At 68.9% G+C, this 25,769-nt stretch carries 21 protein-coding genes and 1 pseudogene; 20 read left to right on the forward strand and 2 right to left on the reverse strand.

All coding sequences use genetic code 11. The annotated features are described in order from the left end of the window. The first annotated feature begins 10 nt into the window (after nucleotides 1–10). On the forward strand, nucleotides 11–2,308 hold the full coding sequence (locus AC3IFE_RS33155; RefSeq protein WP_489194703.1) for a heavy metal translocating P-type ATPase: 2,298 nt from the start codon (nucleotides 11–13) through the stop codon (nucleotides 2,306–2,308). A 107-nt stretch (nucleotides 2,309–2,415) separates the two neighbouring features. Here AC3IFE_RS33155 and AC3IFE_RS33160 read toward each other — a convergent pair whose 3' ends face one another. Further along, nucleotides 2,416–3,504, reverse strand: a complete 1,089-nt coding sequence (locus tag AC3IFE_RS33160) for an aldose epimerase family protein (RefSeq protein WP_489194563.1) — start codon at nucleotides 3,502–3,504, stop codon at nucleotides 2,416–2,418. 27 nt (nucleotides 3,505–3,531) lie between these two features. Continuing rightward, complete coding sequence (locus AC3IFE_RS33165) at nucleotides 3,532–4,725, reverse strand: XylR family transcriptional regulator (RefSeq protein WP_301737014.1); 1,194 nt, start codon at nucleotides 4,723–4,725, stop codon at nucleotides 3,532–3,534. A gap of 265 nt (nucleotides 4,726–4,990) precedes the next feature. Between AC3IFE_RS33165 and xylA the strand changes: the two genes are divergently transcribed. The 19 genes and pseudogenes from xylA to AC3IFE_RS33260 all read left to right on the forward strand — a co-directional run bounded on the left by xylA (nucleotide 4,991) and on the right by AC3IFE_RS33260 (nucleotide 25,750). Beyond that, a complete protein-coding gene (gene xylA, locus AC3IFE_RS33170; protein WP_489194565.1) occupies nucleotides 4,991–6,313 on the forward strand; it encodes a xylose isomerase in 1,323 nt (440 codons plus the stop codon). A 4-nt stretch (nucleotides 6,314–6,317) separates the two neighbouring features. Next, entirely contained in the window at nucleotides 6,318–7,796 is a 1,479-nt protein-coding gene (gene xylB / locus AC3IFE_RS33175) for a xylulokinase (RefSeq protein WP_489194567.1), read from the forward strand. A gap of 87 nt (nucleotides 7,797–7,883) precedes the next feature. Next, nucleotides 7,884–8,912 (forward strand): D-xylose ABC transporter substrate-binding protein, encoded by a 1,029-nt coding sequence (gene xylF / locus AC3IFE_RS33180; RefSeq protein ID WP_489194569.1) that lies wholly within the window; start codon nucleotides 7,884–7,886, stop codon nucleotides 8,910–8,912. Nucleotides 8,913–8,972: 60 nt separating this feature from the next. Continuing rightward, nucleotides 8,973–10,532, forward strand: a complete 1,560-nt coding sequence (xylG, locus tag AC3IFE_RS33185; protein WP_489194571.1) for a D-xylose ABC transporter ATP-binding protein — start codon at nucleotides 8,973–8,975, stop codon at nucleotides 10,530–10,532. Continuing rightward, nucleotides 10,529–11,740 (forward strand): sugar ABC transporter permease, encoded by a 1,212-nt coding sequence (locus AC3IFE_RS33190; protein WP_089471385.1) that lies wholly within the window; start codon nucleotides 10,529–10,531, stop codon nucleotides 11,738–11,740. The genes xylG and AC3IFE_RS33190 overlap by 4 nt, the downstream gene beginning before the upstream one ends. 36 nt (nucleotides 11,741–11,776) lie before the next feature. Then, entirely contained in the window at nucleotides 11,777–12,094 is a 318-nt protein-coding gene (locus AC3IFE_RS33195) for a hypothetical protein (RefSeq protein WP_301737010.1), read from the forward strand. 285 nt (nucleotides 12,095–12,379) lie between these two features. Next, the gene (locus tag AC3IFE_RS33200; protein ID WP_089471383.1) at nucleotides 12,380–13,057 is read left to right on the forward strand and encodes a GntR family transcriptional regulator; all 678 of its coding nucleotides are present in this window, start codon (nucleotides 12,380–12,382) and stop codon (nucleotides 13,055–13,057) included. A 129-nt stretch (nucleotides 13,058–13,186) separates the two neighbouring features. Further along, nucleotides 13,187–13,984, forward strand: a complete 798-nt coding sequence (locus AC3IFE_RS33205) for an ABC transporter substrate-binding protein (protein WP_489194574.1) — start codon at nucleotides 13,187–13,189, stop codon at nucleotides 13,982–13,984. An 85-nt stretch (nucleotides 13,985–14,069) separates the two neighbouring features. Further along, complete coding sequence (locus tag AC3IFE_RS33210) at nucleotides 14,070–14,768, forward strand: ABC transporter permease (protein ID WP_489194576.1); 699 nt, start codon at nucleotides 14,070–14,072, stop codon at nucleotides 14,766–14,768. Then, nucleotides 14,765–15,505 (forward strand): ABC transporter permease, encoded by a 741-nt coding sequence (locus tag AC3IFE_RS33215; protein ID WP_089471380.1) that lies wholly within the window; start codon nucleotides 14,765–14,767, stop codon nucleotides 15,503–15,505. The genes AC3IFE_RS33210 and AC3IFE_RS33215 overlap by 4 nt, the downstream gene beginning before the upstream one ends. Then, nucleotides 15,502–16,266 (forward strand): ABC transporter ATP-binding protein, encoded by a 765-nt coding sequence (locus AC3IFE_RS33220; protein WP_089471379.1) that lies wholly within the window; start codon nucleotides 15,502–15,504, stop codon nucleotides 16,264–16,266. The genes AC3IFE_RS33215 and AC3IFE_RS33220 overlap by 4 nt, the downstream gene beginning before the upstream one ends. Nucleotides 16,267–16,343: 77 nt before the next feature. Beyond that, on the forward strand, nucleotides 16,344–17,714 hold the full coding sequence (locus tag AC3IFE_RS33225; protein ID WP_489194579.1) for an aspartate aminotransferase family protein: 1,371 nt from the start codon (nucleotides 16,344–16,346) through the stop codon (nucleotides 17,712–17,714). 14 nt (nucleotides 17,715–17,728) lie between these two features. After that, nucleotides 17,729–19,318, forward strand: a complete 1,590-nt coding sequence (locus AC3IFE_RS33230) for a gamma-glutamyltransferase family protein (RefSeq protein WP_089471715.1) — start codon at nucleotides 17,729–17,731, stop codon at nucleotides 19,316–19,318. Between the two features lie 119 nt (nucleotides 19,319–19,437). Further along, a pseudogene (locus AC3IFE_RS33235) lies at nucleotides 19,438–19,797 on the forward strand (porin); the annotation flags it as partial. A gap of 272 nt (nucleotides 19,798–20,069) precedes the next feature. Beyond that, a complete protein-coding gene (locus tag AC3IFE_RS33240; protein ID WP_489194581.1) occupies nucleotides 20,070–21,560 on the forward strand; it encodes a sensor histidine kinase in 1,491 nt (496 codons plus the stop codon). After that, nucleotides 21,542–22,924: a sigma-54-dependent transcriptional regulator gene (locus AC3IFE_RS33245; RefSeq protein WP_489194583.1), complete on the forward strand. Its 1,383-nt coding sequence runs from the start codon at nucleotides 21,542–21,544 to the stop codon at nucleotides 22,922–22,924. Before AC3IFE_RS33240 ends, AC3IFE_RS33245 begins: the two co-directional genes overlap by 19 nt. 407 nt (nucleotides 22,925–23,331) lie before the next feature. After that, complete coding sequence (locus tag AC3IFE_RS33250) at nucleotides 23,332–23,871, forward strand: hypothetical protein (RefSeq protein WP_489194585.1); 540 nt, start codon at nucleotides 23,332–23,334, stop codon at nucleotides 23,869–23,871. A 43-nt stretch (nucleotides 23,872–23,914) separates the two neighbouring features. Continuing rightward, entirely contained in the window at nucleotides 23,915–24,463 is a 549-nt protein-coding gene (locus AC3IFE_RS33255; protein WP_489194587.1) for a hypothetical protein, read from the forward strand. A 21-nt stretch (nucleotides 24,464–24,484) separates the two neighbouring features. Further along, nucleotides 24,485–25,750 carry an MFS transporter gene (locus tag AC3IFE_RS33260; protein WP_489194589.1) on the forward strand — a complete coding sequence of 422 codons (1,266 nt, stop codon included), beginning with the start codon at nucleotides 24,485–24,487 and terminating at the stop codon, nucleotides 25,748–25,750. The last annotated feature ends 19 nt before the right edge of the window (nucleotides 25,751–25,769 follow it).

Genomic DNA, 25,769 nt, shown 5'->3' on the forward strand with positions numbered 1-25,769 from the left:
AACCGGAAGAATGGTCATGTCCCGAATTCCCTGGTCGATCGAGCTCGCGTTGCTGGTCCTGGCGGCCGTTACGCTCGCGGCAGGCGGCATGTGCGCGGCATTCGGCCTGCCTTCGCTCGCGCGGGTGGTGTGGCTGCTGGGTACGGTGCCGGTCTTGCTCGCGTTGACGGTCTCCCTTGCAAGGGCCGTGGTGAAACGGCAGGCCGGTATCGACGTGCTCGCATGGCTGGCAATCGGCCTCGCAATCGCGCTCGACGAGACGCTGACGGCCGCGGTCATCGCGTTGATGCTCGCAAGCGGCCGGACGCTGGAACGGTATGCGCAAGATCGCGCGCAACGCGAGATGACCGCGCTGCTCGGTCGCGCGCCCCGGCAGGCGACCCGGTTCGAGAACGGCGAATGGCGTGCCGTCGCGCCGGACACCATTATTCCGGGTGACAGGCTGCTCGTGCGTAGCGGCGAATGCGCGCCGGTCGACGGCACGTTGACCGGCGACGCGGAGCTCGACGAATCGATGCTGACCGGCGAGTCGTCCACCCAGCGGCGACGTTCCGGGGAAAACGTCTGCGGCGGCGCGGTCAACGCAGGCGCGCCGTTCGAAATGGTCGCCCGCACCACGGCTGGCGACAGCACGTTCGCAGGCATCGTCCGCATGGTCGAGCGCGCTCGACACGAGCGCGGCCCGTCCGTGCGTCTCGCGGATCGTTACGCCGCGTTCTTCGTGTGCGCCGCGCTGCTCGTCGCCGGCATCGCGTGGCTGCTGACCGGCGACGTCGCGCGCGCGCTCGCCGTGCTCGTCGTCGCCACGCCTTGTCCGTTGATCCTCGCCGTGCCGGTCGCGATCGTGTCCGGCCTGTCGCGCTGTTCGAAGCGCGGCATCCTCGTCAAAGGCGGGGGCGCGCTTGAACGCCTGGCGCAAGCGACGATCCTGTTCTTCGACAAGACCGGCACGCTGACGGGCGGGCGCGCCCGCATCGTGGCGATCGAATGCGGTGCCGGCATCGGAACGGACGACGTGCTGCGTTTCGCGGCATCGTTGGCCCAGGCGTCGGGCCACGTCATTTCCGATGCACTGACGGTCGCGGCGCGAGAACGCCGAATCGACCTGTCGCCGCCGTCGCACGTCCTCGAAACGGCCGGCGAGGGCGTGACCGGCCGGGTCGACGGCCGGCCCGTCAGGATCGGCAAGTTCGGATACGTCCGCGCCGGCTCGGCGGATGCCCCGTGGAGCGGGGCATTCCTGAAGCGGGTCGGCAACGCGGGCGGGGCTGCCGTGTTCGTCGGCGTCGATGGCGTCATGGTCGGCGCGATCCAGATGGCCGACCAGGTGCGGCTGGAAACGCCGCGGGCGTTACGGCTGCTCAAACGCGAGGGCGTCGAGCGCCTCGTCATGCTGACCGGCGACCGGCGCGACATTGCCCGGGCCGTCGGCGAACTGCTCGGCGTCACCGACGTGCGCGCCGAACAGACGCCGGCGGACAAGCTTGCCGCGATCCAGGCCGCCCGCAAGGACGGCGTGACGATCATGGTCGGCGACGGCGTGAACGACGCGCCGGCGCTGGCGGCGGCAGACGTCGGCATCGCGATGGGCGCGCGTGGCGCGGCCGCGTCATCCGAAGCCGCCGACGTGGTCTTGCTGGTGGATCGGCTGGATCGACTCGTGGATGCGGTGCGCATCGCCCGTCGATCGCGCCGGATCGCGCTCGAGAGCGTGGTGGTCGGCATGTCGTTGTCGATCGTCGCGATGGCGATCGCGGCGGCGGGATATCTGCCGCCGATTGCCGGTGCGGTGATTCAGGAAGTCGTCGACGTCGTCGTGATCGTCAATGCGCTGCGCGTGCTGCTCGTGCGCCCGCGGCGGCCTGAAACCCGGCTGGCCGATGTCGACGTCGAGCAACTCAAGCGCGAGCACGCGGCCTTGTCGCCGTTGCTGGACCGGATCAGGGAACTCGCGGGCCGCTTGCCGCAACTATCTGGAGCCGGCATCGCCAGCGAGCTTGCCGACGTCGTCGACGCGCTGGATCAACGGCTGCTGCCGCACGAGCGCGCCGACGACCGGGAGGTCTACGCGCGTCTTGCGCCGTTGCTCGGGGGTGAGGATCCGCTCGCGGCGATGAGCGGCGCCCATCGGGAGATCTTCACGTTGGTCCGATCGCTCAGGCAGATGGTCGCGGACCTGTCGCGCGACGGGACGGACGCCATGCAGGTTCAGGCGATTCAACGCGTGCTGTACGGGCTCGACGCGATCGTACGCCTGCATTGCGCGCAGGAGGAGGAACTGTTCCACGCCGTCGGCGCGGATGCGTGACGACGCGTCGAAACGCGTCGCGCATGCGCTGCGCGACGAAAGCCGGATCATGCAGCAGCGGTCGATGTCGGCGCGGCCCCCCAGTGTCGACGATGCCGCCTTCCGCACTATGCGTGAACGGCGACCCGATACCGCGTGGTCTGCCGATAGACGTCGCCCGGACGAACGATCACGTCGTCGCGCAGGCCGTCCATGTTGACCTGGTCCGGAAAGCCGCCCGCCTCGACGCACAGCGCCGCGTGCTGCCCGCAGCGCGTGCCGCCGCTCACGCGCAGGCCGTCGAGATAGTTGCCCGTATAGAGCTGCAAACCGCGCTGATCGGTCGACACGATCAACTCGCGGCCGCTTTCGGGATCGTAGATTCGCGCGACCGGCCGGACCTCGCGCGCGCCGTTGCCCACGACGTAGCAATGATCGAAGCCGCGCGCCCGCGCCAGTTGCGCATGCGGCCAGTCCAGACGTGCGCCGAGCGGCGCGCTTTGCCGGAAATCGAACGCCGTGCCCGTCACGTCGGCCGTGCCGGTCGGGATCAGCGCGTCGTCCACTTCGAGGAACGCGTCGGCGTCGATGTGCAGCAGATGGCCGCGCACGTCGCTGCCCGCGCGCCCGTTCAGGTTGAAGTAGCTGTGGTTCGTCAGGTTCAGCGGCGTCGGCGCATCGGTCCACCCCGAATAATCGATCGTCAGCGTGCCGTCGTCGTCGAGCGTATAGCGCACCTGCACGCTCACGTTGCCGGGGAATCCCGCATCGCCTTCCGGCGAATCGAGCCGCAGCGTGAGCGCGCCGCTATCGTCGACCACGTCCCAGCGCGCGCGATGAAAACCGTTCGCGCCGCCGTGCAGCAGATTGCCGTTTTCGTTGCGGTCGAGCAGGTAATCGACGCCGTCGAGCGTGAAGCGCGCGCCGGCGATCCGGTTCGCCCAGCGGCCGACGGTCGCGCCGAGATAGGCGCCGGATGCGAGGTACTCGGCCGGCGTGTCGTGCGCGAGCACGATGTCGGCCAGGCGCCCGGTGCGATCGGGCGCGAGCCACGACACGACGGTCGCGCCGAGGTCGCTGACGACGACGCGCATCCCGTGCGCGTTGCGCAGCGTGTAGCGCCGCACGGGCTCGCCGTCGGGCAGCGTGCCCCACGGCTCGGCCAGCACGCGTGCCGCGCCGGGTGTCAGAGGTGAGGATTCGGTATCGATGTGCATGAGTGGATGTCGAATGGGCGGCGCGTGTCAGTTCGTGGCGGCCGCACGGTCCTGATATTCGCGCGGCGTGCAGCCGAGTTCGCGCCGGAACACCGCGTACATGTATTGAAGCGACGTGAACCCGCAACGGATCGCGACTTCGGCGCTTGACGCCTGCCGGCCGGCGAGCAGCGCCTGCGCGGCTTCGAGTTTGTGACGCAGGATCTCCTGATGGACGGTGCGCTGCAGTTCGCGCCGGAAGTGCTCCTCGAGCAGCGAGCGCGACACGCCGACGTAGTCGGCGACCTGTTCGGTCTTGATGCCCTGGCACGCGTACTGACGGATGAAATGCCGCGCGCGCATCACGTGCGGGCTCGCCAGCGGCTGGTGGCGCGTCGATTCGAGCACGTTGATGCCGACCGGCGGCACGAGAATGCGCTGCCCGGGAAAGCGCGCCCCCAGTAGCATCCGGTGCAGCAGGTGCGCGGCGGTGCGGCCCATTTCCTCGGTGCCCTGGATCACCGACGACAGCGGAATGCGCGTCAGCGTGCGTGTGAGCGGATCGTTGTCGATCCCGATGATCGCGACCTGTTCTGGCACCGCGATGCCGGCGATCAGGCACGCCTGCAGCAGATGCCGCGCGCGCGCATCGGTCACCGCGATCACGCCGACCGGCTTCGGCAGCGCATGCAGCCAGTCGACCAATTGCTCGATCGCGTGATTCCAGCCCGACGCGCTGGTCGACAGCCCGCGGTAGATCGGCGCGTCGAGCCCGTCCGCGCGCGCGAGCCGGTCGAACGCCTGCTCGCGCTGCTGCGCCCAGCGGTTCTCCTGCGCGACCGGCAGGCTGTACATCGCGAAGTGCGCGAGGCCGGCGCCGATCAGATGCGTATACGCGAGCGACACGAGCTTCGGGTTGTCCGTCGCAATATATGGGACATCGTCCGGGTACTGCGCCGGATCCTCGTACGACGATCCGATCGCGACGATCGGCAGCGGCGAGCCGGCGAGCGCGTCGGCGACGGCCGGGTCGTCGAAGTCCGCGATGATGCCGTCGCCGTCGAAACGTTCGATCCCGGTGAGCCGGCAGCGGAAATCGTCTTCGAGGAACAGGTCCCACACGACGCGCGTCGTGTGCAGGTATTGGCCGATGCCGCTGATGATCTCGCGGTCGTAGACCTTGTTCGCGTTGAACAGCAGCGCGATGCGGTGCGGCGTCTGGGCGGATGGGGCGCGTGTCATCTCGGTGTCGGGGCGCGCGCCTGGCGGGCGCGGTGCCGTTGTCTCCGGGGCGCGCTCGCGGAGGCGGCGCGGTTGTCTGGTGTACGGCGATTGTAGGACGGAACGCGGGCCGCACGCGTACGACTGGCAAGAAACATCAAGCACGCTGCGCAATTTCGCAATTGCCGGCCGGCAGGCGCGGGGGCACGATCCAGCCAACCGAATTCGGCCGCGTGCGTCGCCGCGACGCGCGTTGCGCTGCAACAAGAACCTGCACGGAGACGCCATGTCGTATTTCGAACCCATTCCCGCGATTCGCTACGAAGGCCCGCAGTCGGACAATCCGCTTGCGTATCACCATTACGACCCCGACAAGCGCGTGCTCGGCAAGACGCTCGCCGAACATCTGCGGATCGCGGTCTGCTACTGGCATACGTTCGTCTGGCCCGGCCACGACATCTTCGGTCAGCCCGCGTTCCAGCGGCCGTGGCAGCAGCCGGGCGACGCGCTCGAACGGGCGCGGATGAAGGCCGACGCCGCATTCGAATTCTTCACGAAGCTCGGCACGCCGTTCTATACGTTCCATGACACCGACGTCGCGCCGGAAGGCGACAGCCTGCGCGAATACGCGGCCAATTTCGCGCGAATGGCCGACTATCTCGGCGAGCGCCAGGAGGCAAGCGGCGTGCGGTTGTTGTGGGGCACCGCGAACCTGTTCTCGCACCCGCGCTTCGCGGCGGGCGCCGCGACGAACCCGAACCCCGACGTGTTCGCGTGGGCCGCGACCCAGGTGCGCCACGCGCTCGACGCGACCCATCGGCTCGGCGGCGAGAACTACGTGCTGTGGGGTGGACGCGAAGGCTACGAGACGCTGCTCAATACCGACCTGAAGCGCGAGCGCGACCAGTTCGCCCGCTTCCTGTCGATGGTCGTCGAGCACAAGCACCGGATCGGCTTCAAGGGCGCGCTGCTGATCGAGCCGAAGCCGCAGGAGCCGACCAAGCACCAGTACGACTACGACGTCGCGACCGTGCACGGCTTTCTCGTGCAGTACGGGCTGCAGAACGAGATCCGCGTGAACATCGAGGCGAACCACGCGACGCTCGCCGGTCATTCGTTCCATCACGAGATCGCGAATGCGTTCGCGCTCGGCGTGTTCGGCAGCGTCGACGCGAACCGCGGCGATCCGCAGAACGGCTGGGATACCGACCAGTTCCCGAACAGCGTCGAGGAGCTGACGCTCGCGTTCTACGAGATCCTGCGCCACGGCGGCTTCACGACCGGCGGGATGAACTTCGACGCGAAGGTGCGCCGCCAGAGCATCGATCCGGAAGACCTGTTCTACGGCCACGTCGGCGCGATCGACGTGCTCGCGCTCGCGCTCGAACGCGCGGCGGTGCTGGTCGAGAACGACCGGCTCGACGCGCTGCGCCGGCAGCGTTATGCGCGGTGGGACGATGAATTCGGCCGCAAGATCCTGTCGGGTGGCTACACGCTGGAGTCGCTGGCGGCCGACGCGCTCGCGCGCGGTGTGGACCCGCGGCATGCGAGCGGTGCGCAGGAGCGGCTGGAGAACATCGTGAACCAGGCGATCTACGGGCTGCGCTGACGCCATGTACATCGGACTCGATCTCGGCACGTCGGGCGTGAAGGCGGTGCTGCTCGACCGCGACGGCGCGGTGCGCGCCAGCGCGAGCCGCCCGCTGACGGTGAGCCGGCCGCGGCCGCGCTGGTCCGAGCAGGCGCCGCGCGACTGGTGGGAGGCCGCCTGCGGCGCGCTTGCCGCAGTCGTGGCGGATGCGCGTTCGGCCGGCATCGATCCGCGCGACATCGACGCGCTCGGGTTGACCGGCCAGATGCACGGCGCGACGCTGCTCGATGCGCACGGCGACGTGCTGCGCCCCGCGATTTTGTGGAACGACGGGCGTGCGGACGCCGAGTGCGACGAACTCGAACGGCTCGCGCCGTCGCTGCGCACGGTGGCCGGCAACGTCGCGATGCCGGGCTTCACCGCGCCGAAGCTGCTGTGGGTGCGGCGTCACGAGCCCGACGTGTTCGCGCGCATCGCCTACGTGCTGCTGCCGAAGGATTATCTGCGCTACCGGCTGACCGGCGCGTTCGCCACCGATCCGTCGGATGCCGCGGGCACGCTGTGGCTCGACGTCGCGAAGCGCGATTACGACGATACGCTGCTCGCCGCCTGCGGGCTGTCGCGCACGCAGATGCCGGCCGTCTTCGAGGGCAACCGCATCACCGGCACGCTGCTGCCGGCCGTCGCACGGGCGCTCGGCCTGCGCGAGATCCCGGTGGTGGCCGGCGGCGGCGACAACGCGGCCGGCGCGGTCGGCGTCGGGATCGTGCGGCCCGGCGACGCGCTGCTGTCGCTCGGCACGTCGGGCGTGTATTTCGCGGTGTCGGACGGGTTTCGCGCGAATCCCGAATCGGCGGTGCACAGCTTCTGCCATGCGCTGCCCGATACCTGGCATCTGATGTCGGTGATGCTGAACGCGGCCGGCTGCATCGACTTCACCGCGCAACTGGCCGGCTACGACGGCGTCGCGGCGCTGCTCGACGACGCCGAAACGCACGCACGCGCGAGCCGCCCGTGGTTCCTGCCGTACCTGAGCGCCCCCCCCACGCCGCACAACGACGTGAACGCGAAGGGCGTGTTCTATGGGCTCACGCCCGACACGCGGCGCGCCGATTTCGCGAACGCGACGCTCGAAGGCGTCGGCTTCGCGCTGCTCGACGGCATCGACGCGCTGCATGCGGCCGGGCTCGCCCCCGACAGCATTACCGTGATCGGCGGCGGCTCGCGCAGCGCGTACTGGACGCAGATGCTCGCCGATCTGAGCGGCCGCGCGCTGACGCTGCGCGAGGGCGGCGAGGTGGGGCCGGCGCTCGGCGCCGCGCGCCTCGCGCATCTCGCGCTCGAGCCCGATGCGCGGCTCGGCGACGTGTGCCCGCAGCCACCCGTCGTCGCGGTGCGCGAGCCCGATCCCGAGCGGCACGCATGGTATCGCGACGTGCGGCGGCCGACGTTTCGCGCGCTGTATCGTGCGCTCGAACCGGTGTTTGCGACCGGCGCGTGAGACGCACGTCGCAGTGACTCGATGCGGGCGGTGCAATCCGGCGGCCGCCCGCGGTTCGTGAGTGGTTCCATAACAAGGAGTGGAGACATGAAATCCGTGACGCGTCGTACCGTATTGAGTTCGCTTGCCGGCGCCGCCGCGCTGGCGATCCTCGCACTGGGCTCGCCGCTCGCCCATGCGAGCAAGGACAAGCCCGAGATCGGCTTCTGCATCGACGATCTGCGCGTCGAGCGCTGGTCGCGCGATCGCGACTATTTCGTCGCGGCCGCGACGAAGCTCGGCGCGAAGGTGTCGGTGCAGTCGGCCGATGCGAGCGAGGAGCGGCAGATTTCGCAGATCGAGAACCTGATCTCGCGCGGCGTCGACGTGATCGTGATCGTGCCGTTCAACTCGAAGACGCTCGGCAACGTCGTCGCCGAGGCGAAGAAGGCCGGCATCAAGGTCGTGTCGTACGACCGCCTGATCCTCGACGCGGACGTCGACGCATACATCTCGTTCGACAACGAGAAGGTCGGCGAACTGCAGGCGCAGGGCGTCTACGACGTGAAGCCGAAGGGCAACTATTTCCTGCTGGGCGGCGCGCCGACCGACAACAACGCGAAGATGCTGCGCGAAGGACAACTGAAGGTGCTCAAGCCCGCGATCGACCGCGGCGACATCAAGGTCGTCGGCCAGCAGTGGGTGCCCGAATGGAGCGCATCGACCGCGCTGCGGATCGTCGAGGACGCGCTGACCGCGAACAACAACAAGATCGACGCGATCGTCGCATCGAACGACGGCACGGCCGGCGGCGCGATCCAGGCGCTCGCCGCGCAGCATCTGGCCGGCAAGGTGCCGGTGTCCGGGCAGGATGCGGATCTGGCCGCGGTCAAGCGCGTGATCGCCGGCACGCAGACGATGACCGTCTACAAGCCGCTGAAGCTGATCGCGAGCGAAGCCGCGAAGCTCGCGGTCGATCTCGCGAAGGGCACGAAGCCCGCGTTCAACGCGCAATACGACAACGACAAGAAGAAGGTCGACACGGTGCTGCTGCAGCCGACGCTGCTGACCAAGCGCAACGTCGACGTCGTCGTGAAGGACGGCTTCTATACCCAGGCCCAGCTGGCGAGCCAGTAACGGCACGACGCGCGGGCGGCGCACCGTCGCGCCCGCGCGCATCCTGCGAGGCATGAACGAATGACGGAACCCTTGCTGACGATGCGCGGCATCGTCAAGGCATTCGACGGCGTGAAGGCGCTCGACGGTATCGACCTGACCGTGCGCCCCGGCGAATGCGTCGGGCTGTGCGGCGAGAACGGCGCCGGCAAGTCGACGCTGATGAAGGTGCTGTCGGGCGTGTACCCGCACGGCACGTGGGACGGCGAAATCCGCTGGGAAGGCGCGCCGCTCGCGGCATCCGGCATACGCGACACCGAGCGCGCGGGCATCGTGATCATCCATCAGGAACTGATGCTCGTGCCCGAACTGTCGGTGGCCGAGAACATCTTCCTCGGCAACGAGATCACGCTGCCGGGCGGGCGCATGCACTTCGCGGCGATGGTCCAGCGCGCGGAGGAACTGCTGCACGAACCGCGGATCGACGCGATCAACGTCGCGCAGCCGGTGATGAACTACGGCGGCGGCCACCAGCAGCTGATCGAGATCGCGAAGGCGTTGAACAAGCAGGCGAAGCTGCTGATCCTCGACGAACCGTCGTCGTCGCTGAGCGCGTCGGAAACGCGGATCCTGCTCGACATCGTGCGCGACCTGAAGCGGCGCGGCGTGGCGTGCGTGTACATCTCGCACAAGCTCGACGAGGTGGCGGCCGTGTGCGACACGGTCACCGTGATCCGCGACGGACGCCACGTCGCGACCGAGCCGATGGCCGCGCTGACCACCGACCGCATCATCGCGATGATGGTCGGCCGCGAGATCCGCGACCTGTATCCGCGCGAGCCGCACGAGATCGGCGACGTCGTGCTCGACGTGCGCCACGTGACGTGCCGCGACGTGACGAACGCGCGCCGCAAGCGCGTCGACGACGTGTCGTTCAGCGTGCGGCGCGGCGAGATCGTCGGCGTCGCCGGGCTCGTCGGCGCGGGCCGCACCGAGTTGATGCAGGCGATCTTCGGCGCGTATCCGGGCGCGTGCACGGCGAGCGTGACGATGAACGGCCGGCCGCTCGCGATCCGCTCGCCGGCCGACGCGATCCGCGCCGGCATCGCGATGGTGCCGGAGGACCGCAAGCGCCACGGCATCGTGCCGCAGCTCGGCGTGGGCCACAACATCACGCTCGCGGTGCTGCGGCGCTTCGCGGCGCGCGGGCGCATCGACGCGGCCGCCGAGCTCGACGCGATCCGCACCGAGATGCAGCGGCTGTCGGTGCGCGCCGCGCATCCATTCCTGTCGATCGCGAGCCTGTCGGGCGGCAATCAGCAGAAGGCGGTGCTCGCGAAGATGCTGCTGACCGAGCCGCAGGTGCTGATCCTCGACGAACCGACGCGCGGCGTCGACGTGGGCGCGAAGGCCGAGATCTACCGGCTGATCTTCGCGCTGGCCAGGCGCGGCGTCGCGCTGATCGTCGTGTCGTCGGAACTGCCGGAAGTGCTCGGCCTCGCCGATCGCGTGCTGGTGATCGGTGAAGGCGAGCTGCGCGGCGATTTCGTCAACCAGGGCCTCACGCAGGAACAGATTCTCGCCGCCGCGCTGAAGCCCGCGCGGGCGGCCGCCGAACCCACCGCAGCGAGTGCGACATGAATTCCGAACTTTCTTCCTCGACCCCGGCGACGCCGGATACCGATGCGCGTCGTCCCGACGGGCATGCGCCGCGGCTCGCGCTGCGCCACGTCTTCACGCGCTACAAGGTGCTCGCGCTGCTGTTCGCGGTCGTCGCGATCTGGGCGTTCTTCTCGGTGCTGACGGACGGCGCGTTCGTCACGCCGCGCAACGTATCGAACCTGCTGCGGCAGATGTCGATCACCGGCATGCTCGCGTGCGGGATGGTGTTCGTCATCATCGCGGGCGAGATCGACCTGTCGGTCGGCTCGCTGCTCGGGCTGCTCGGCGGCGTCGCCGCGATCCTCGACGTCAACCGCCACTGGCCGGTCGCGGCGACGGTCCCGGTCGTGCTCGCGCTCGGCGTGCTGATCGGGCTCTTCAACGGCTGGTGGTCGACCTATCGGCGCGTGCCGTCGTTCATCGTCGGGCTCGGCGGGATGCTCGCGTTTCGCGGCATCCTGCTCGGCGTGACGGGCGGCTCGACGATCGCGCCCGTGTCGGACGGCTTCGTGTTCATCGGGCAGGGCTATCTGCCGCGCGTTGCCGGGGACGCCCTCGCGGTGCTGCTGTTCGTGGTCGCGACGCTGCTGGTGGTGCGCCAGCGCGGCACGCGGCGGCGCTATCGGCTCACGGTCGCGCCGTTGTGGCAGGACGTCGCGAAGATCGTCGGTGCCGGCGCCGTGCTGTTCGCGTTCGTCGCGACGCTCGACCGTTACGGCGGAATTCCGGTGCCCGTGCTGCTGCTGCTCGTGCTGCTCGGCGTGTTCTCGTGGATCGCGACGCAGACCGTGTTCGGCCGGCGCATCTATGCGGTGGGGTCGAACCTGGAAGCGACGCGGCTGTCGGGCGTGGACACCGATCGTGTGAAGCTCGTGATCTTCGCGCTGATGGGGCTGATGTGCGCGTTCGCCGGCCTCGTCAACACGGCGCGGCTCGCGGCCGGGTCGCCGTCCGCCGGCTCGATGGGCGAGCTCGATGCGATCGCCGCGTGCTTCATCGGCGGCACGTCGATGCGCGGCGGGTCGGGCACCGTCTACGGCGCGCTGATCGGCGCGCTCGTGATGGCGAGCCTCGACAACGGGATGTCGATGCTCGACGTCGACGCGTACTGGCAGATGATCGTCAAGGGCGCGGTGCTGGTGCTCGCGGTGTGGATCGACGTGGTGTCGCGCTCGAACCGGCGGTGACGCGCCGTCGGTCGCGAGTCGACAAAGAGGAAGATCATGGAACGAAACACGATGCGCGTGCCCGATGTTGCCGTGCTGGCGGCCGGCCCGTTCGCGATGCCGGATGCCGGTTCCGTGCTGGGCCTGGATGACCCGCGCGACCGGCAGGTGATCGCGGATGCATTGCGCGCGCTGCTGCGCGAGCGTTCCGAGGCGCTCGCGTTCGCGATGCGCATGGCCGACCAGTGCGGCCGGCCGCGGCCCGATGCGGCCGATTTCGCGCTGACCGACATCATTCGGCTCGCGCGCATCGTCGAGCGGATCGAGCGGGACGGCGCGTCGAAGCGCGCGGCCGTGCCCGCGGGTGGAGGCTGACGGCGCACCGTCCGCCGTCATGGTTGGCCGACACGCCCGACGCCGGATGCCCGGCGTCGGGCGTTTTCGTTTGCGGGCGAGGGCGCGTCGGTGTCTCGCCGATTCTACGGGTTAACCCATATTCGACATTATTTCTGGCGTCGTATAGTGCAGCCGTAGATACAAATATCCACTATTACCAATACCTTTCAATCGAGATCGAACGGAAGTTCGCGAGCCCGCCACGCGCCTTCGGTGTGCGGGCGCGTCGCGGCGATGCCGAGGGTCCGCGAAAGAGGTCATTGCATGAACATGGACACCCGTACGCCGCCGCTGCATCCGCAATTTCCCGCCACGGCCGAGGAAGAGGCCTACGCACACGTGCTCTACCGCATCCGGATGGGAACGTACAAGGCCGGCGATCGCCTGATTCCCGAGGACATCGCCGCCGAGATCAATACGAGCCGCATGCCGGTGCGGGAGGCGTTCCGTCGGCTCGCGAGCGAAGGGTTGGTCGCGATCCGTCCGAATCGCGGCGCGATCGTGCGGGGGCTCGACGTCGACGAGATGGAGGTGGTGTTCGGCATGCGCGGCGTGCTGGAAGGGCTGGCCGCGCGCATGGCGCTGCCGAACATCACGCCGCAGCATGTCGATGAATTGACGCGCCTGATCGACGCGATGGAGCGCGCCGAGCCGGACGGCCAGCAGTGGGTGACCGCGCATCGCAGCTTTCACGAATATCTGTGCCGGCTGTGCGGGCGCCAGCGCCTGATCACGCAGATTGCCGGGCTGCACACGGTGGTGGAACCGCACATGCGCTTGTGGCTCGAGCGCGCCTACAAGCCGAAGACGTCGCGTGACGACCACATGGGGCTGATCGACGCGATCCGGAACGGCGATCCTGTCGCGCTCGAGGCCGCGGTGCGCGAGCACATCGAAGCGACCGTCCCGGCCGTGCGCGACTGGATGACGGGCGGCCATTGAAGGAAACAGGACCAGGCGGCGGTTGCCGCCTCGTGCCTGTCGATAAGTGATCCAAATCAATTGTCGGGCAAGAACCGTGCGACACGACCACGCAGTCATTTCCAACGAAACACGTTACGGAGTATCGACATGAAACGACCCATGATGAGATTCCTGCTGCTCGTCACCGTCCTGCTGGCGGCCGCGCAGGCCCACGCGAAAGAGTGGAAGGACATCCGGATCGGCTACGAAGGCGCGTATCCGCCGTTTTCGTCGATACAGCCCGACGGCACGCCGGTGGGCTTCGACATCGACGTCATCCATGCACTGTGTGCGCAGATGCACGCGAACTGCACGCTGGTGCAGATCGGCTGGGATGGCCTGCTGCCTGCCCTGATGGCCGACAAGGTCGACGCGATCGTCGCCTCGGTCGCGATCACCGCCGAGCGCAAGCAGAAGGTCGCATTCACCGACAAGTACTACAACACGCCGCGCCGGCTGGTCGCCGCGAAAAACAGCCCGATCAAGGACGCGACGCCGGCGGAACTCAAGGGCAAGCGCGTCGGCGTTCAGCGCGGCACGCTGGCCGACAAGTACGCGAGCGCGTACTGGGTGCAGAACGGCGTGCAGCTGGTGCGCTACCCGACCCAGGACGAGGTCTATCTCGATCTGCGCTCGGGCCGCATCGATGCCGCGTTGCAGGACGCGACCGCCGCGTATTCCGCGTTCCTGACGAAACCGGAAGGCGCGAACTTCAAGTTCATCGGTACGCCGATCGTCGGTACGACACCCGAGCAGAAGACGCTGCTCGGCGAGGGTTACGGCATTCCGGTGCGCAAGACCGACGACGATCTCCGCCAGCAGCTGAACCAGGCGATCACGGCCATTCGCGCCAGTGGCGTGTATCAGTCCATCGAGAAGAAGTACTTCGACTTCGATATCTACTGATCGTCGGTCGATCGGCGTCGTGCTGGCGTGCAGGTATGCGCCGGCGCGGCCGGAACGAACCGCGAGAGCGCAGGAAAGGAGCGTCATGTCCGAGTTGCAGCAATACCTGCCGGCCCTGTTGCGCGGCGCCCAGATGACGATCGTGCTCGCCGTGCTGTCCGTCGCGCTCGCCGTATGCATCGGCATGGCGGGCGCGATGGCCAAGCTGTCGGGCTCGCGCGTGCTGGCGTCCGCCGCCACCGCGTACACCACGCTGATTCGCGGCGTGCCGGAGTTCGTGACGATGCTGCTGGTGTTCTACGGCGGCCAGATCGTGCTGAACCGGCTGTCGGCCGCGTTCGGCCTGCATGCGCCCGACGTCGACGCGTTCGCGACCGCGGTGCTGACGATCGGTTTCATATTCGGCGCGTACTACACGGAGACGTTCCGTGGCGCGATCCTCGGTGTGCCGCGCGGCCAGATGGAGGCGGCGCGCGCATACGGATTCTCGGGCTGGCTCGCGTTTCGCCGCATCCTGTTTCCGCAGATGGCGCGGCTCGCGTTGCCCGCCGCCCTGAACAATTGGCTGGTGCTGCTCAAGACCACGGCGATCGCGTCGCTGATCGGCCTGCACGACGTGATGTTCATCTCCGACCAGGCCGGCCGCACGACCCAGGCGCCGATGACGTTCTATCTCGCCGCCTGCGCGGTGTATCTGCTGGTGACGTCGGGATCGACGGCGTGCGCGGCGCGCGCCCGCGTGCACTTGAACCGCGGCATGCGCGAGGGGAGGTTGCACGGATGAGCCACGACCAACTGATCTCGCTGCTTGGTGCGTACGCCGGCGGGCTATGGGTCACGGTGCAACTGACTGCGGGTTCGCTGGCCCTCGGGTTGCTGCTCGCGATTCCGCTGGCGGTGCTGCGCGTGTCGCCTAACCGCTTCGTGCACGGCCCGGTGGCGGTGTACACGTGGTTCATGCGCGGCACGCCGTTGCTCGCGCAACTGATGATCGTGTATTACGGCTTCGGCCAGTTCCAGTGGGTGCAGGACGCGTGGCAGCGCGGCAATCCGCTGCTGTTGCTGCTGCGCGATCCGTTCGGCTGCGCGATGATCGCGCTGACCGCGAACACCTGCGCGTATACCGTCGAAATCCTGGCCGGCGCGATCCGCGCGACCGCGTACGGCGAAATCGAAGCGGCGCAGGCGTACGGGATGTCGCGTGCGACCGCCTGGCGCCGCATCGTGTTGCCGTCGGCACTGCGCCGCTTCCTGCCCGCCTACAGCAACGAAGTCATCCTGATGTTGCACGGCACGTCGCTCGTCAGCGCGATCACGCTGATCGACCTGACGGGCGCGGCACGCGATTTCTATGCGAACTACTACGCACCGTTCGAGGCGTTCATTTCCGTCGGCACCGTCTATTTCGCGTTGACCGGGCTCGTCGCGCTGCTCATCCGGGCAACCGAGCGGCGCCTGCTCGTCCACTTGCGGCCGCTGCCGCTTTCCACGCTTGCGCAATCGCGGAGCCACGCCACATGAATGCACTGTCCGTCGAGAATCTCCACAAGCGCTACGGCGACCACGAGGTGCTGAAAGGCGTCTCGCTGGCGGCCCACCCGGGCGACGTGATCAGCGTGATCGGTTCGTCGGGGTCGGGCAAGAGCACGCTGCTTCGATGCATCAATTTTCTGGAATCGCCTTCGTCGGGCCGCGTGTCGCTCGGCGGCGGCGAGGTGAGGACGTCGGTCGACCGCAGCGGCCGGATCAGGATTTCGGATCCCGTCCAGTTGCGCCGGATGCGCACGCGGCTCGCGATGGTGTTCCAGCATTTCAATCTGTGGGCGCACATGACGGTGCTGCAGAACGTCGTCGAGGCGCCGCTGCACGTACTGAAGCTCGGCCGGGCGGAGGCGCGCGAGCGGGCGGAACGCTATCTCGAGCAGGTGGGCATGACGCGTTTCGCCAACGCGTATCCGGCGCACCTGTCCGGCGGCCAGCAGCAGCGTGTCGCGATCGCCCGCGCGCTCGCGATGGAACCCGACGCGCTGTTGTTCGACGAACCGACGTCGGCGCTCGATCCGGAGCTGGTCGGCGACGTGCTCAAGGTGATGCGCGATCTCGCGCGAGAAGGCCGCACGATGATCGTCGTCACGCACGAGATGGGCTTCGCGCGCGAGGTGTCGAACCACGTGATGTTCCTGCATCAAGGCGTGGTGGAGGAAGAAGGCCATCCGCGCGACATATTGAAGACGCCGAAAAGCGGACGGTTGCAGAAGTTCCTGTCCGGCGGGCTCAAATAGCGGGAGCCGGCGCCTGTTCGGGCCCGTGCCGCACACAAGACACGACCATGGAAGAGACGAAAACCAGGAAGGGACTCATGCACACTCTGAAGCAGAACGACGTCGAACACGTCCTTCATCCATACACGAACCTGAGCCGTCATCGCGATGTCGGGCCAATGGTGATCGAGCGCGGCGAGGGCGTCTACGTGTACGACACGGAAGGAAACCGCTATATCGAAGCGCTGAGCGGCCTGTTCTGCGCGTCGCTGGGGTTCAGCGAATCGCGGCTCGCCGACGCGGCGGACCGGCAGATGCGCAAGCTGCCGTTTTATCACGCGTTCGGTCATAAGTCATCCGAACCGTCTATTCTGCTGGCCGAGAAACTGATCGCGATGGCGCCCGTGCCGATGTCGAAGGTGTTCTTCGCGAACTCGGGTTCCGAAGCCAACGACACCGCGGTGAAGCTGATCTGGTATTACAACAACGCGCTCGGGCGGCCGCTGAAGAAGAAGATCATCGCCCGAACGCGGGCATACCACGGCGTGACGATCGCGTCCGCGAGCCTGACCGGCCTGCCGAACAACCATCGCGACTTCGACCTGCCGATCGATCGCATCCTGCATACGGATTGCCCGCACTACTATCGTCATGCGCTGCCGGGCGAATCGGAGGCGCAGTTCGCCACACGCTGCGCCGAGTCGCTCGAGCAACTGATCCTGCGCGAAGGTCCCGACACGATCGCCGCGTTCTTTGCCGAGCCGATCATGGCGTCGGGCGGCGTGATCGTGCCGCCGGCCACCTATATGGAAAAGATCCAGCGCGTGCTGAAGCGGTACGACATCCTGCTCGTGGCCGACGAGGTCATCTGCGGGTTCGGTCGCACCGGCAACATGTTCGGCTCGGAAACCTTCGGCATGCAGCCCGACATGATCGTCGTCGCCAAGCAACTGTCGGCCGGCTATCTGCCGATCTCGGCGTTGATGGTCAACGACGCGATCTATCGCGCGCTCGTGGCCGAAAGCGAGAAGATCGGTACCTTCGGGCACGGCTTCACGTACAGCGGCCATCCGGTTTGCGCGGCCGTCGCGCTCGAGACGCTGCGCATCTACGACGAAGACGGCGTGCTCGACCACGTGCGCAGCGTGATCCCGCATTTCCAGCAGCGCGTGGCCGATCTCGCCGGGCATCCGCTCGTGGGCGAGGCGCGCGGGGCGGGGCTCCTCGCCGCGGTCGAACTGGTCGCCGACAAGGCGACGAAAACGCCGTTCCCGCCGTCCGAAGGCGTGGCCGCCCATGCCGGCGAGCGGGCGCTGGCGTACGGCGTGATCACGCGCGCGTTGGGCGATGCGTTCAATTTCTGCCCGCCGCTGATCATCACGCACGACGAAATCGACCAGTTGTTCGATGCGTCGAAACGGGCGCTCGACGACACGCTCGCGTGGCGCCGGTCGCTGTCCGCACGTTGAATCAGGAGAACACCATGAGGAATTTCGAACAACCTGGCCGCTCGCTCGTCATGTCGACCGGCGCGATGGCCGCGACGTCGCATCCCGCGTCGACGCTGGCCGCCGTCCGGATCCTGGAATCGGGCGGCAACGCGATGGACGCCGCGATTGCCGCGTGCGCGGTGCAATGCGTCGTCGAGCCCGGCTCGACCGGCATCGGCGGCGACTGCTTCGCGCTCTATTCGCGCGGCGGCGGCGACGACATCGTCGGCTTCAACGGGTCGGGCTGGGCGCCGGCCGCCGCGAGCGTCGAGCGGCTGCGCGCGCTCGGCGTCACGTCGATCGAGCGCCACTCGCCGCACGCGGTGACGGTGCCCGGCGCGGTCGACGCATGGGCGACGCTCGTGCGCGATCACGGTTCGCTGCCGCTTTCCGCGTTGCTTGCGCCGGCGATCCGGCTCGCCCGAGACGGCTATGCGGTCGCACCGCGCGCGGCGGCGGACTGGGCGCATCAGGCGCAACTGCTGTCGCTGGACGCCACGAGCCGCGCACAGATGCTGGTTGGCGGCCACGCGCCGCGCGCGGGCACCGTGCATCGGCAGCCGCTGCTCGCGCGCACCCTCGAGACGATCGCGCAGGCAGGCTCGCGCGTGTTCTACGAAGGCGAGGTCGCGGAGGACATCGTCGCCCGCCTGCGCGGCATGGGCGGCCTGCACACGATGGACGACTTCGCGGCGTTCCATGGCGAATACGTGAAGCCGATCACCGCGCGCTTTCGCGGCTACGACGTGCACGAGTGTCCGCCGAACGGGCAGGGCGTCATCGCGCTGTTGATGCTGAAGCTGCTCGAAGGATTCGACGCGAACGACGATCCGCTCGGCGCCGAGCGGCTCTACCGGGAGATCGATGCCGCGCGCGTCGCGTATGCGCTTCGCGACGTGCTGCTGGCGGACCCGCGCCTTCGGCCGATGGATGTCGAGATGCTGTTGTCGGAGGCGTCCGTCGAATCGCTGCGCACGCGCATCGCGGCGCTGCACGCGATCGGCGCACCGGTCGCGGCGTCGGTGGAGCACAAGGACACGGTCTACATCTGCGTGGTCGACAAGGATCGCAACTGCGCGAGCTTCATCAACTCGCTGTTTCACCCGTTCGGCAGCGGCATCATGTCCGAGGAAACGGGTGTGATGCTGCACAACCGCGGCCAGAGCTTCACGCTCGAAGCCGGCCACCCGAATGCGATCGCGCCGCACGCGAGGCCGATGCACACGATCATTCCCGGCATGGTGACCCGCGACGGCAAGGTGCAGATCGCGTTCGGCGTGATGGGCGGTCATTATCAGGCGATGGGGCATGCGCACTTCCTGTCGAAGGTGCTCGACTACGGCCTGGACCTGCAAACGGCGATCGACCTGCCGCGCATCTTTCCGCGGCCAGGCACCGATCACGTCGAGGTCGAATGCACGATGCCCGCGGCGGTGCGTGAAGCGCTCGCGCGACGCGGCTTCAACCTCGTCGCACCGAGCTCGGCGATCGGCGGCGCGCAGGCGATCCGGATCGACTGGGAGGCCGGTACGCTGATCGGCGCGTCCGACCATCGCAAGGACGGCTGCGCGCTGGGCATCTGACACGGGCGTCCGCGTTATCGGCACACGAAAAGGGGTGACGCATCATGGAGAGGCAGTCGGTCGTGCGCGGAGATGGTGAGATCCGGCGCGAATCGCCATACGGTTCGTCGAAGGAGAACACCTATGCGGGCGTGGTTGCGGACATTCCCGCGCTCGTCGCCGCGACGTTCGGGGCGGCCGAGCGCTACAACACCGGCTCGGTGTTCGTCGCGTGGCAGGCATCGCCCGCGCTGTTGTTCGAGACGGGTTACAACTACCTGAAATCGCACGGCGATTCGTCGGCCGCGTACCGGCAGGTCACGCTCGCGGCCGACTACGCGCTCAGCAAGCGCACGGATCTCTATGCGACGACGAGCTACGGGCATGCGTCGGGCAGCAACGGCGCGGGCCCCGCGCAGGCGGTGATCGCGGACGCCTACGTCGATGGCGGCAAGGCGACCCAGGAGCTTGCGATCGTCGGCATTCGCCACCGATTCTGATCGAATGCGCCGCGCATCATGGCCGCGGCGCGCCCCACGCGGCCGGCACGTCGCCGCCGAGCCGCCATTCGCCGAACGAGCGGCGCGGGGAGGGTTCGGCGCTGGACGCTGGACCGAAGGCAGTCTGGCGCCCGAGGCTTTCGCCCGGTTTTCCGGCGTGAGCCGTTGTCGCTCCGATCCGGCAAGCCGCCGGTGCGATGCATGGCGGTCACGACGGCTTCGCATGACATGCAATACGCTATTCTGTCGTCCTCGACCATCCGCCCGATCCGATGAAGCGTCCGTCGTTTTCCACCCAACTCGTCATGCTCTGGGCACTCGTCGCGGCGCTGTGCGCGACGCTGGTCGCGGTCGTCTGGATCACGGCGAGTTCCGCCGAGAGTCAGCAGGTGGCCAGCGCGAAGGCCGCCGGCGCGTCGGCATGCGAAGCGGTCGCGTCGCGTTACAGCGCGTCTTCCGCGTCGGCGGGCGCCGGGCCCGCCCCGGAGCTGATGCACGCGATCCTCGACATCGTGCTGTCCCGTGCGCCCGACATGGAAGGCGGGTTCTGGATGCCCGACGCCGCCCCTGCGGCGAGCGGCTTTCTCGCGTATTCCTTTCCGACCTATCAGGGTAGCGGCGTCAAACACGACGTTCCGGAAGCGGAAACGCCGCTGATCCTCCGCACGCTGCGCGCCGCGGCCGCGACGCATGCCGCGACGGCGAACGTCGTCGAAGGCGCGCAGGATGCCGTGATCGCGGCGGCCTGCCCGGTACGCGGCGGCTCGGGGCTGTACGTGTGGATGCTGACGCGTGCGCGCCCGCCGCTGGGCCGGCACGGTGAGTTGCTGGCGACGGGCCTCGCGGCCGTGCTCGCCGTGATTCTGGCGATCGCGGCGGCGCTGGCCGTGGCGCTGCGCCGATGGAAGCGCAATCTCGCACGGATCGAGAGCGGGCTGGAACCCGACGGGCGCGAGCGTCACCTGCCGTACGTCGGCGAACCCGATCTCGACCGCGTGATCGATGCGTTCAACGAGCGGGCGCGGCGCGCCGACTTGCTGAAACAGCAGGCCGACGAACTGCGCACGCGCCTCGCGCAGGCCGAACGGTTCGGCATGCTGGGCAAGCTGGCCGCGCAGGTCGCGCACGAGATTCGCAATCCGATGGGCGCGATGCGGCTGAAGGCGGAGAACGCGCTGGAGGGCGATGGCCGGCGGCAGCAGGACGCGTTGCGCGTGATCCTCGCGCAGATCGAGCGCATCGATGCGCAATTGTCGAGCCTGCTCGCGCTGACGCAGCCGGTGCGTCCGCATGCGACACGCGTCGACGTCGACGCGTGGCTCGCGCAGGCCGTCGACGCGCACCGCGAACTCGCGCAGCGGCAAGCGATCGATCTGACGCTGTCGCTCGCGGGGCAGGGCGAACGGCTCGCGTGGCCGTCGGATTTTCCCGCTTTCGATCCCGACCAGATGCGGCGCGCGCTCGACAATCTGCTGCTCAACGCGCTGCACCACGCGGGCGACGGCGGCGCGGTCACGCTCGCCGCCGAGCGGCGCGCGTTCGCCGGGCGCGACTGGCTGTGCCTCACCGTGTCGGACAGCGGCCCCGGCGTGCCGGCCGCGCAGCGCGAGCGGATTTTCGAACCTTTCGTGACGGGCCGCGCGGATGGCACGGGCCTCGGCCTTGCCGTCGTCCGCGAAGTGGCGGCGGCGCACGGCGGTCACGCGCGCCTCGACGGGGGGGCCGCATTCGTGATTGAAATTCCATGGCAAACATCCTCATAGTCGACGACGACGCGGCCTTTCGCGACAGCCTCGCCGAAACGCTCGCCGATCTCGGTCATCGGGCCGTCGAGGCCGCATCCGGCCGCGCCGCGCTCGGCACGCTGCGCGACGGCGGCGGCAACGGTATCGAATGCATCTTCCTGGACTTCCGCCTGCCGGATCTGGACGGGCTGGCCGTGCTCGCGCAACTGCGCGACGATCCCGCGCTGGCCGCGATTCCGGTCGTCATGCTGACGGCCCATGCGACCAGCGACAACACGATCGAAGCGATGCGGCTCGGCGCATTCGATCACCTGACGAAGCCGATCGGCCGTCGCGACATCGCGCAATTGCTCGAACGCATCGTGTCGGCGAATCAGCCGCCCGCGCTCGCGCCGCCCGACGACGGTTTCGCGGGCGAACCTTCGGCGGACCGACCGCGACTGCTGGGCGTGAGCGCCGCGATGCGCGACGTGCAGAAGCAGGTCGGCCGCGCCGCGATGAGCGACGCGACCGTGCTCCTGACCGGCGAGACGGGCACGGGCAAGGAGGTGGCCGCCCGCGTGCTGCATGCCGCGTCGGCCCGGCATGCGGGGCCGTTCGTCGCCGTGAACTGCGCGGCCATCCCGGCCGATCTGCTCGAAAGCGAGTTGTTCGGGCATCGTCGCGGCGCGTTCACGGGGGCGCATGCCGATCGCGCGGGGCGCCTCGTCGAGGCCGATGGCGGTACGCTCTTTCTCGACGAGATCGGCGACATGCCCGCCGCGATGCAGGCGAAGCTGCTGCGTGCGCTGCAGGAGCGCCAGGTGACGCCGCTCGGCGCGGATCGCACCACGGCAATCGACATTCGCGTCGTGGCCGCGACGCACCGCGACCTTGCCGCGGCCGTCGCGAACGGCACGTTCCGCGAAGATCTCTTCTATCGGCTGAACGTCATTCCGCTGCACCTGCCGCCGCTCGCGGAACGTGTGGCCGACATCCTTCCGCTCGCCGCGCATTTCCTCGGCAGCGCGGCGGGCATGCGCGCGCTGCATCTGACGAACGACGCGCAGCGCGCGCTGCTCGATCACCGCTGGCCGGGCAACGTGCGCGAACTGCGCAACGTGATGGAGCGGGCGGCCGCGCTCGCTCCCGGGCCGGCCGTCAGCGCGGTCGATCTCGGCCTGGCCGCCGTGCCCGCGCGCGAATCGGGCGCCGAGGCGGTGCCGGCGCACCTGCTCGACATGCCGCTGCCCGATGCGCTGGCGACGCTCGAGCGCGCGGCGATCCTGCGCGCGCTCGAGCGCGCGAACGGCAATCGCGCGGAGGCCGCGAGGCAGCTCGGGATCGGCCGCCAGTCGCTCTATGCGCGCATGGCGAATCTCGGGATCGAGCGCGACGACTAGTCAGCCGTTACGACTGTCGGGAATGCCGACAGGCGGTGACGCGACGTGTCGGGAAATCCGACATGTTGGCCGCGCGTCGTCGTTCGGCGCACGGCCGCGCGGCGCGTCGCGGGTTGGCACGGGTATTGCGAATACCGGTGCATCGCAACCCGTCGCCGGAGCCCGTCATGAAGTCGTACCTGCCTGTCGCTCGATCGCGGCCGCCGCGCCGTGCCGCCGTTCGCCGGTCGTGTCGCATGCTTTGCGCTGCCGCACTCGTTGCCGTCGCAACGGTCAGCCTCGCGCAGGTGCCGCCGGCGCCGCGCGCGGAAGATCCGGCCGACGCCATGCCGCCGCCTCCTGCGCCTCCTCGGCCGCGCGCGCTTGCGCCTGCCGGGCCAGGAAACGACACCGCATCGGATGCGTTGGTGTCCGGCACGCTGTCGCGCCTGACGATCAATCCGGAAGGCGCCGTCGACGGCTTCGTGCTGACCGACGGCACGCTCGTTCGCCTGCCGCCGCATCTCGGTTCGCAACTGACGGCGCTCGTGCGTTCGGGCCAGCGTGTCACGGTAGCCGGCGAACGACGCGCCGACGATGAAATCCGCGCACGCGTGGTTCGCAACGACGGCACCGGCGCGTCGCTGTCCGATCAGCCGCCCCCGCTCGTCGCGCCCGTGCCGCCCATGCTGCGCGGCGTCAACCTCGCCCGCCTGAGCGTGTCCGGCGTCGTGCGCCGCGTGACGCGCGCGCCGCGCGGCGAGCCGGACGGCGTGATCCTCGACAGCGGTGCGGTCGTCAAGCTGACCGTGCCGGCCGCCCAGCAATTCGGCGCGCTGCTCGTCCCCGGCGAGCGCGTGGCCGCGGTCGGTTACGGCACGCGCAACGCCTACGGCGAAGCGTTGCAGGCGACGGCGTTCGGCGCGCCGGGCCATGTCGTGAATCTCTATGACGACGTCGCGCGTTGATCGCGCGACGCTGTTCCCCCCATCCATCGAAAGGAGTCCTGCCATGCATTGGATCGATCCCGCCTGCCTGCCCGAAACGCGCGGCCGCGTCACGCAGTTCCTGCTCGATCCGCACGGAGAAATCGACGGCCTGATCCTGAACGGCGACTTCCAGGTTCACGTGCCGCCGCATTTGGGCCGCGAACTGGTACGCCATATCGCGGTCGGCGACCGCATCCGCGTGCGGGGCGTCAAGCCGCGTCGCGCGGCGATGATCGCGGCCGTGCAACTGACCGGGCGCGACGGCGTCGACATCGTCGACGGCGGGCCCGCGCACGCCGCGCCGCCGAAGCCGGCGCACGCCGCTCGAAAACCGATGGAACTGAGCGGCGAAGTCGCGTTTGCGCTGCACGGCCCGAAAGGTGAGTCGAACGGCGCGTTGCTGACGAGCGGCGTCGCGCTGCGGGTGCCGCCGCATGCGGCTGAGGCGCCGCACGATTATCTGCGTCCCGGTGTCCATGTGCAGGCGTGGGGGCACGGCGTCGTCACGCCGCACGGCACGACGCTCGACGTGAGCGAGATCGCCGAGCTCGTCGATGCGGACGCCGAATGATCGCGCGACGGTGAGACGACCATGAGAGCGGCACGCGCGCTCGAAGCGCTCAACTTCTTCCTCGCCGACGTGCAGGCCGGCATCGGCCCGTTCATCGGCGTCATCCTGCTGTCGCGCGGCTGGGGCGCCGATGCGATCGGCTCGGTCATGACGCTGGCCGGGCTCGCCGCGATGGCCGCGACGCCGTTGGCCGGCGCGCTCGTCGATGCGGTGCGCGCGAAGCGGGCGCTGATCGTCGTGGCCACCGCGGTGACGGCGCTTGCGTCGCTGGCGATGATGTTCGTCCACAGCTATCCGGCGGTGGCGGCGTCGCAGGTCCTGGCGGCGGTCAGCGGCGCGGTGCTGGCGCCGGCCGCCGCGGGCGTGACGCTCGGCATCGTGCGCCGGCAGGGTTTCGACCGGCAGTTCGGGCGCAACCAGATGGCGAACCATGCCGGCAACGTCGCCGGTGCGGCGCTGGCCGGGTGGCTCGGCTGGCATGTCGGGTTCGACGCCGTGTTCGCGCTCGTCGGCGTGTTCACGGTCCTCGCCATCGTGAGCACGCTGGCGATTCCCGGGCACGCGATCGATCATGCGTCCGCACGTGGCCTCGATCCTGCCGGTGCCGCACCGGGAACGGATGCCGCGCATCCGCATGCGTCGGCCGCGACGTCGACGTCACGTGTCGGCGGCCTGCGCACGCTCGCTGAAAACAGGCCGCTGGTGCTGCTCGGCGCGTCGCTCGCGCTGTTTCATCTCGGCAATGCCGCGATGCTGCCGCTCTACGGGATGGGCGTCGTCGTCACGCATCGCAGCAACCCGAGCGCGTTCACCGCACAGACGATCGTCATCGCGCAGTTCGTGATGATCGCGGCGGCGTGGCTCGCGCCCCGGCTGATTCGCACGCACGGTTACTGGCGGGTGTTGCTGTTCTCGTACCTCGTGCTGCCGGTGCGCGGGCTGGTCGCCGCGGCGTGGATGAGCGAAGCGGGCGTGTGGCCGGTGCAGGTGCTCGACGGCATCGGCGCCGGCCTGCAAAGCGTGGTCGTGCCCGCGCTCGTGGTTCGCCTGCTGCACGGCTCCGGCCGCGTGAATGCCGGGCAGGGCGCGGTCGCGACCGCGCAGGGTATCGGCGCGGCGCTCAGTCCCGTGCTGGGCGGCGTGCTCGCGCAACACTTCGGCTATCCGGCCGCGTTCGTCGTGCTGGGCGCCGTGTCGACGGGCTCGCTCGCGCTGTGGCTCGGCCATGCGCGCTCGCTGAGCAGCGTGTGCGGCAAGCCCGCCGATCTATCGGCGACATCGTCGTGACGGCGATGTCGATTCCCCT

It is taken from the genome of Burkholderia sp. APQ4-4ca (genome assembly GCF_057837105.1).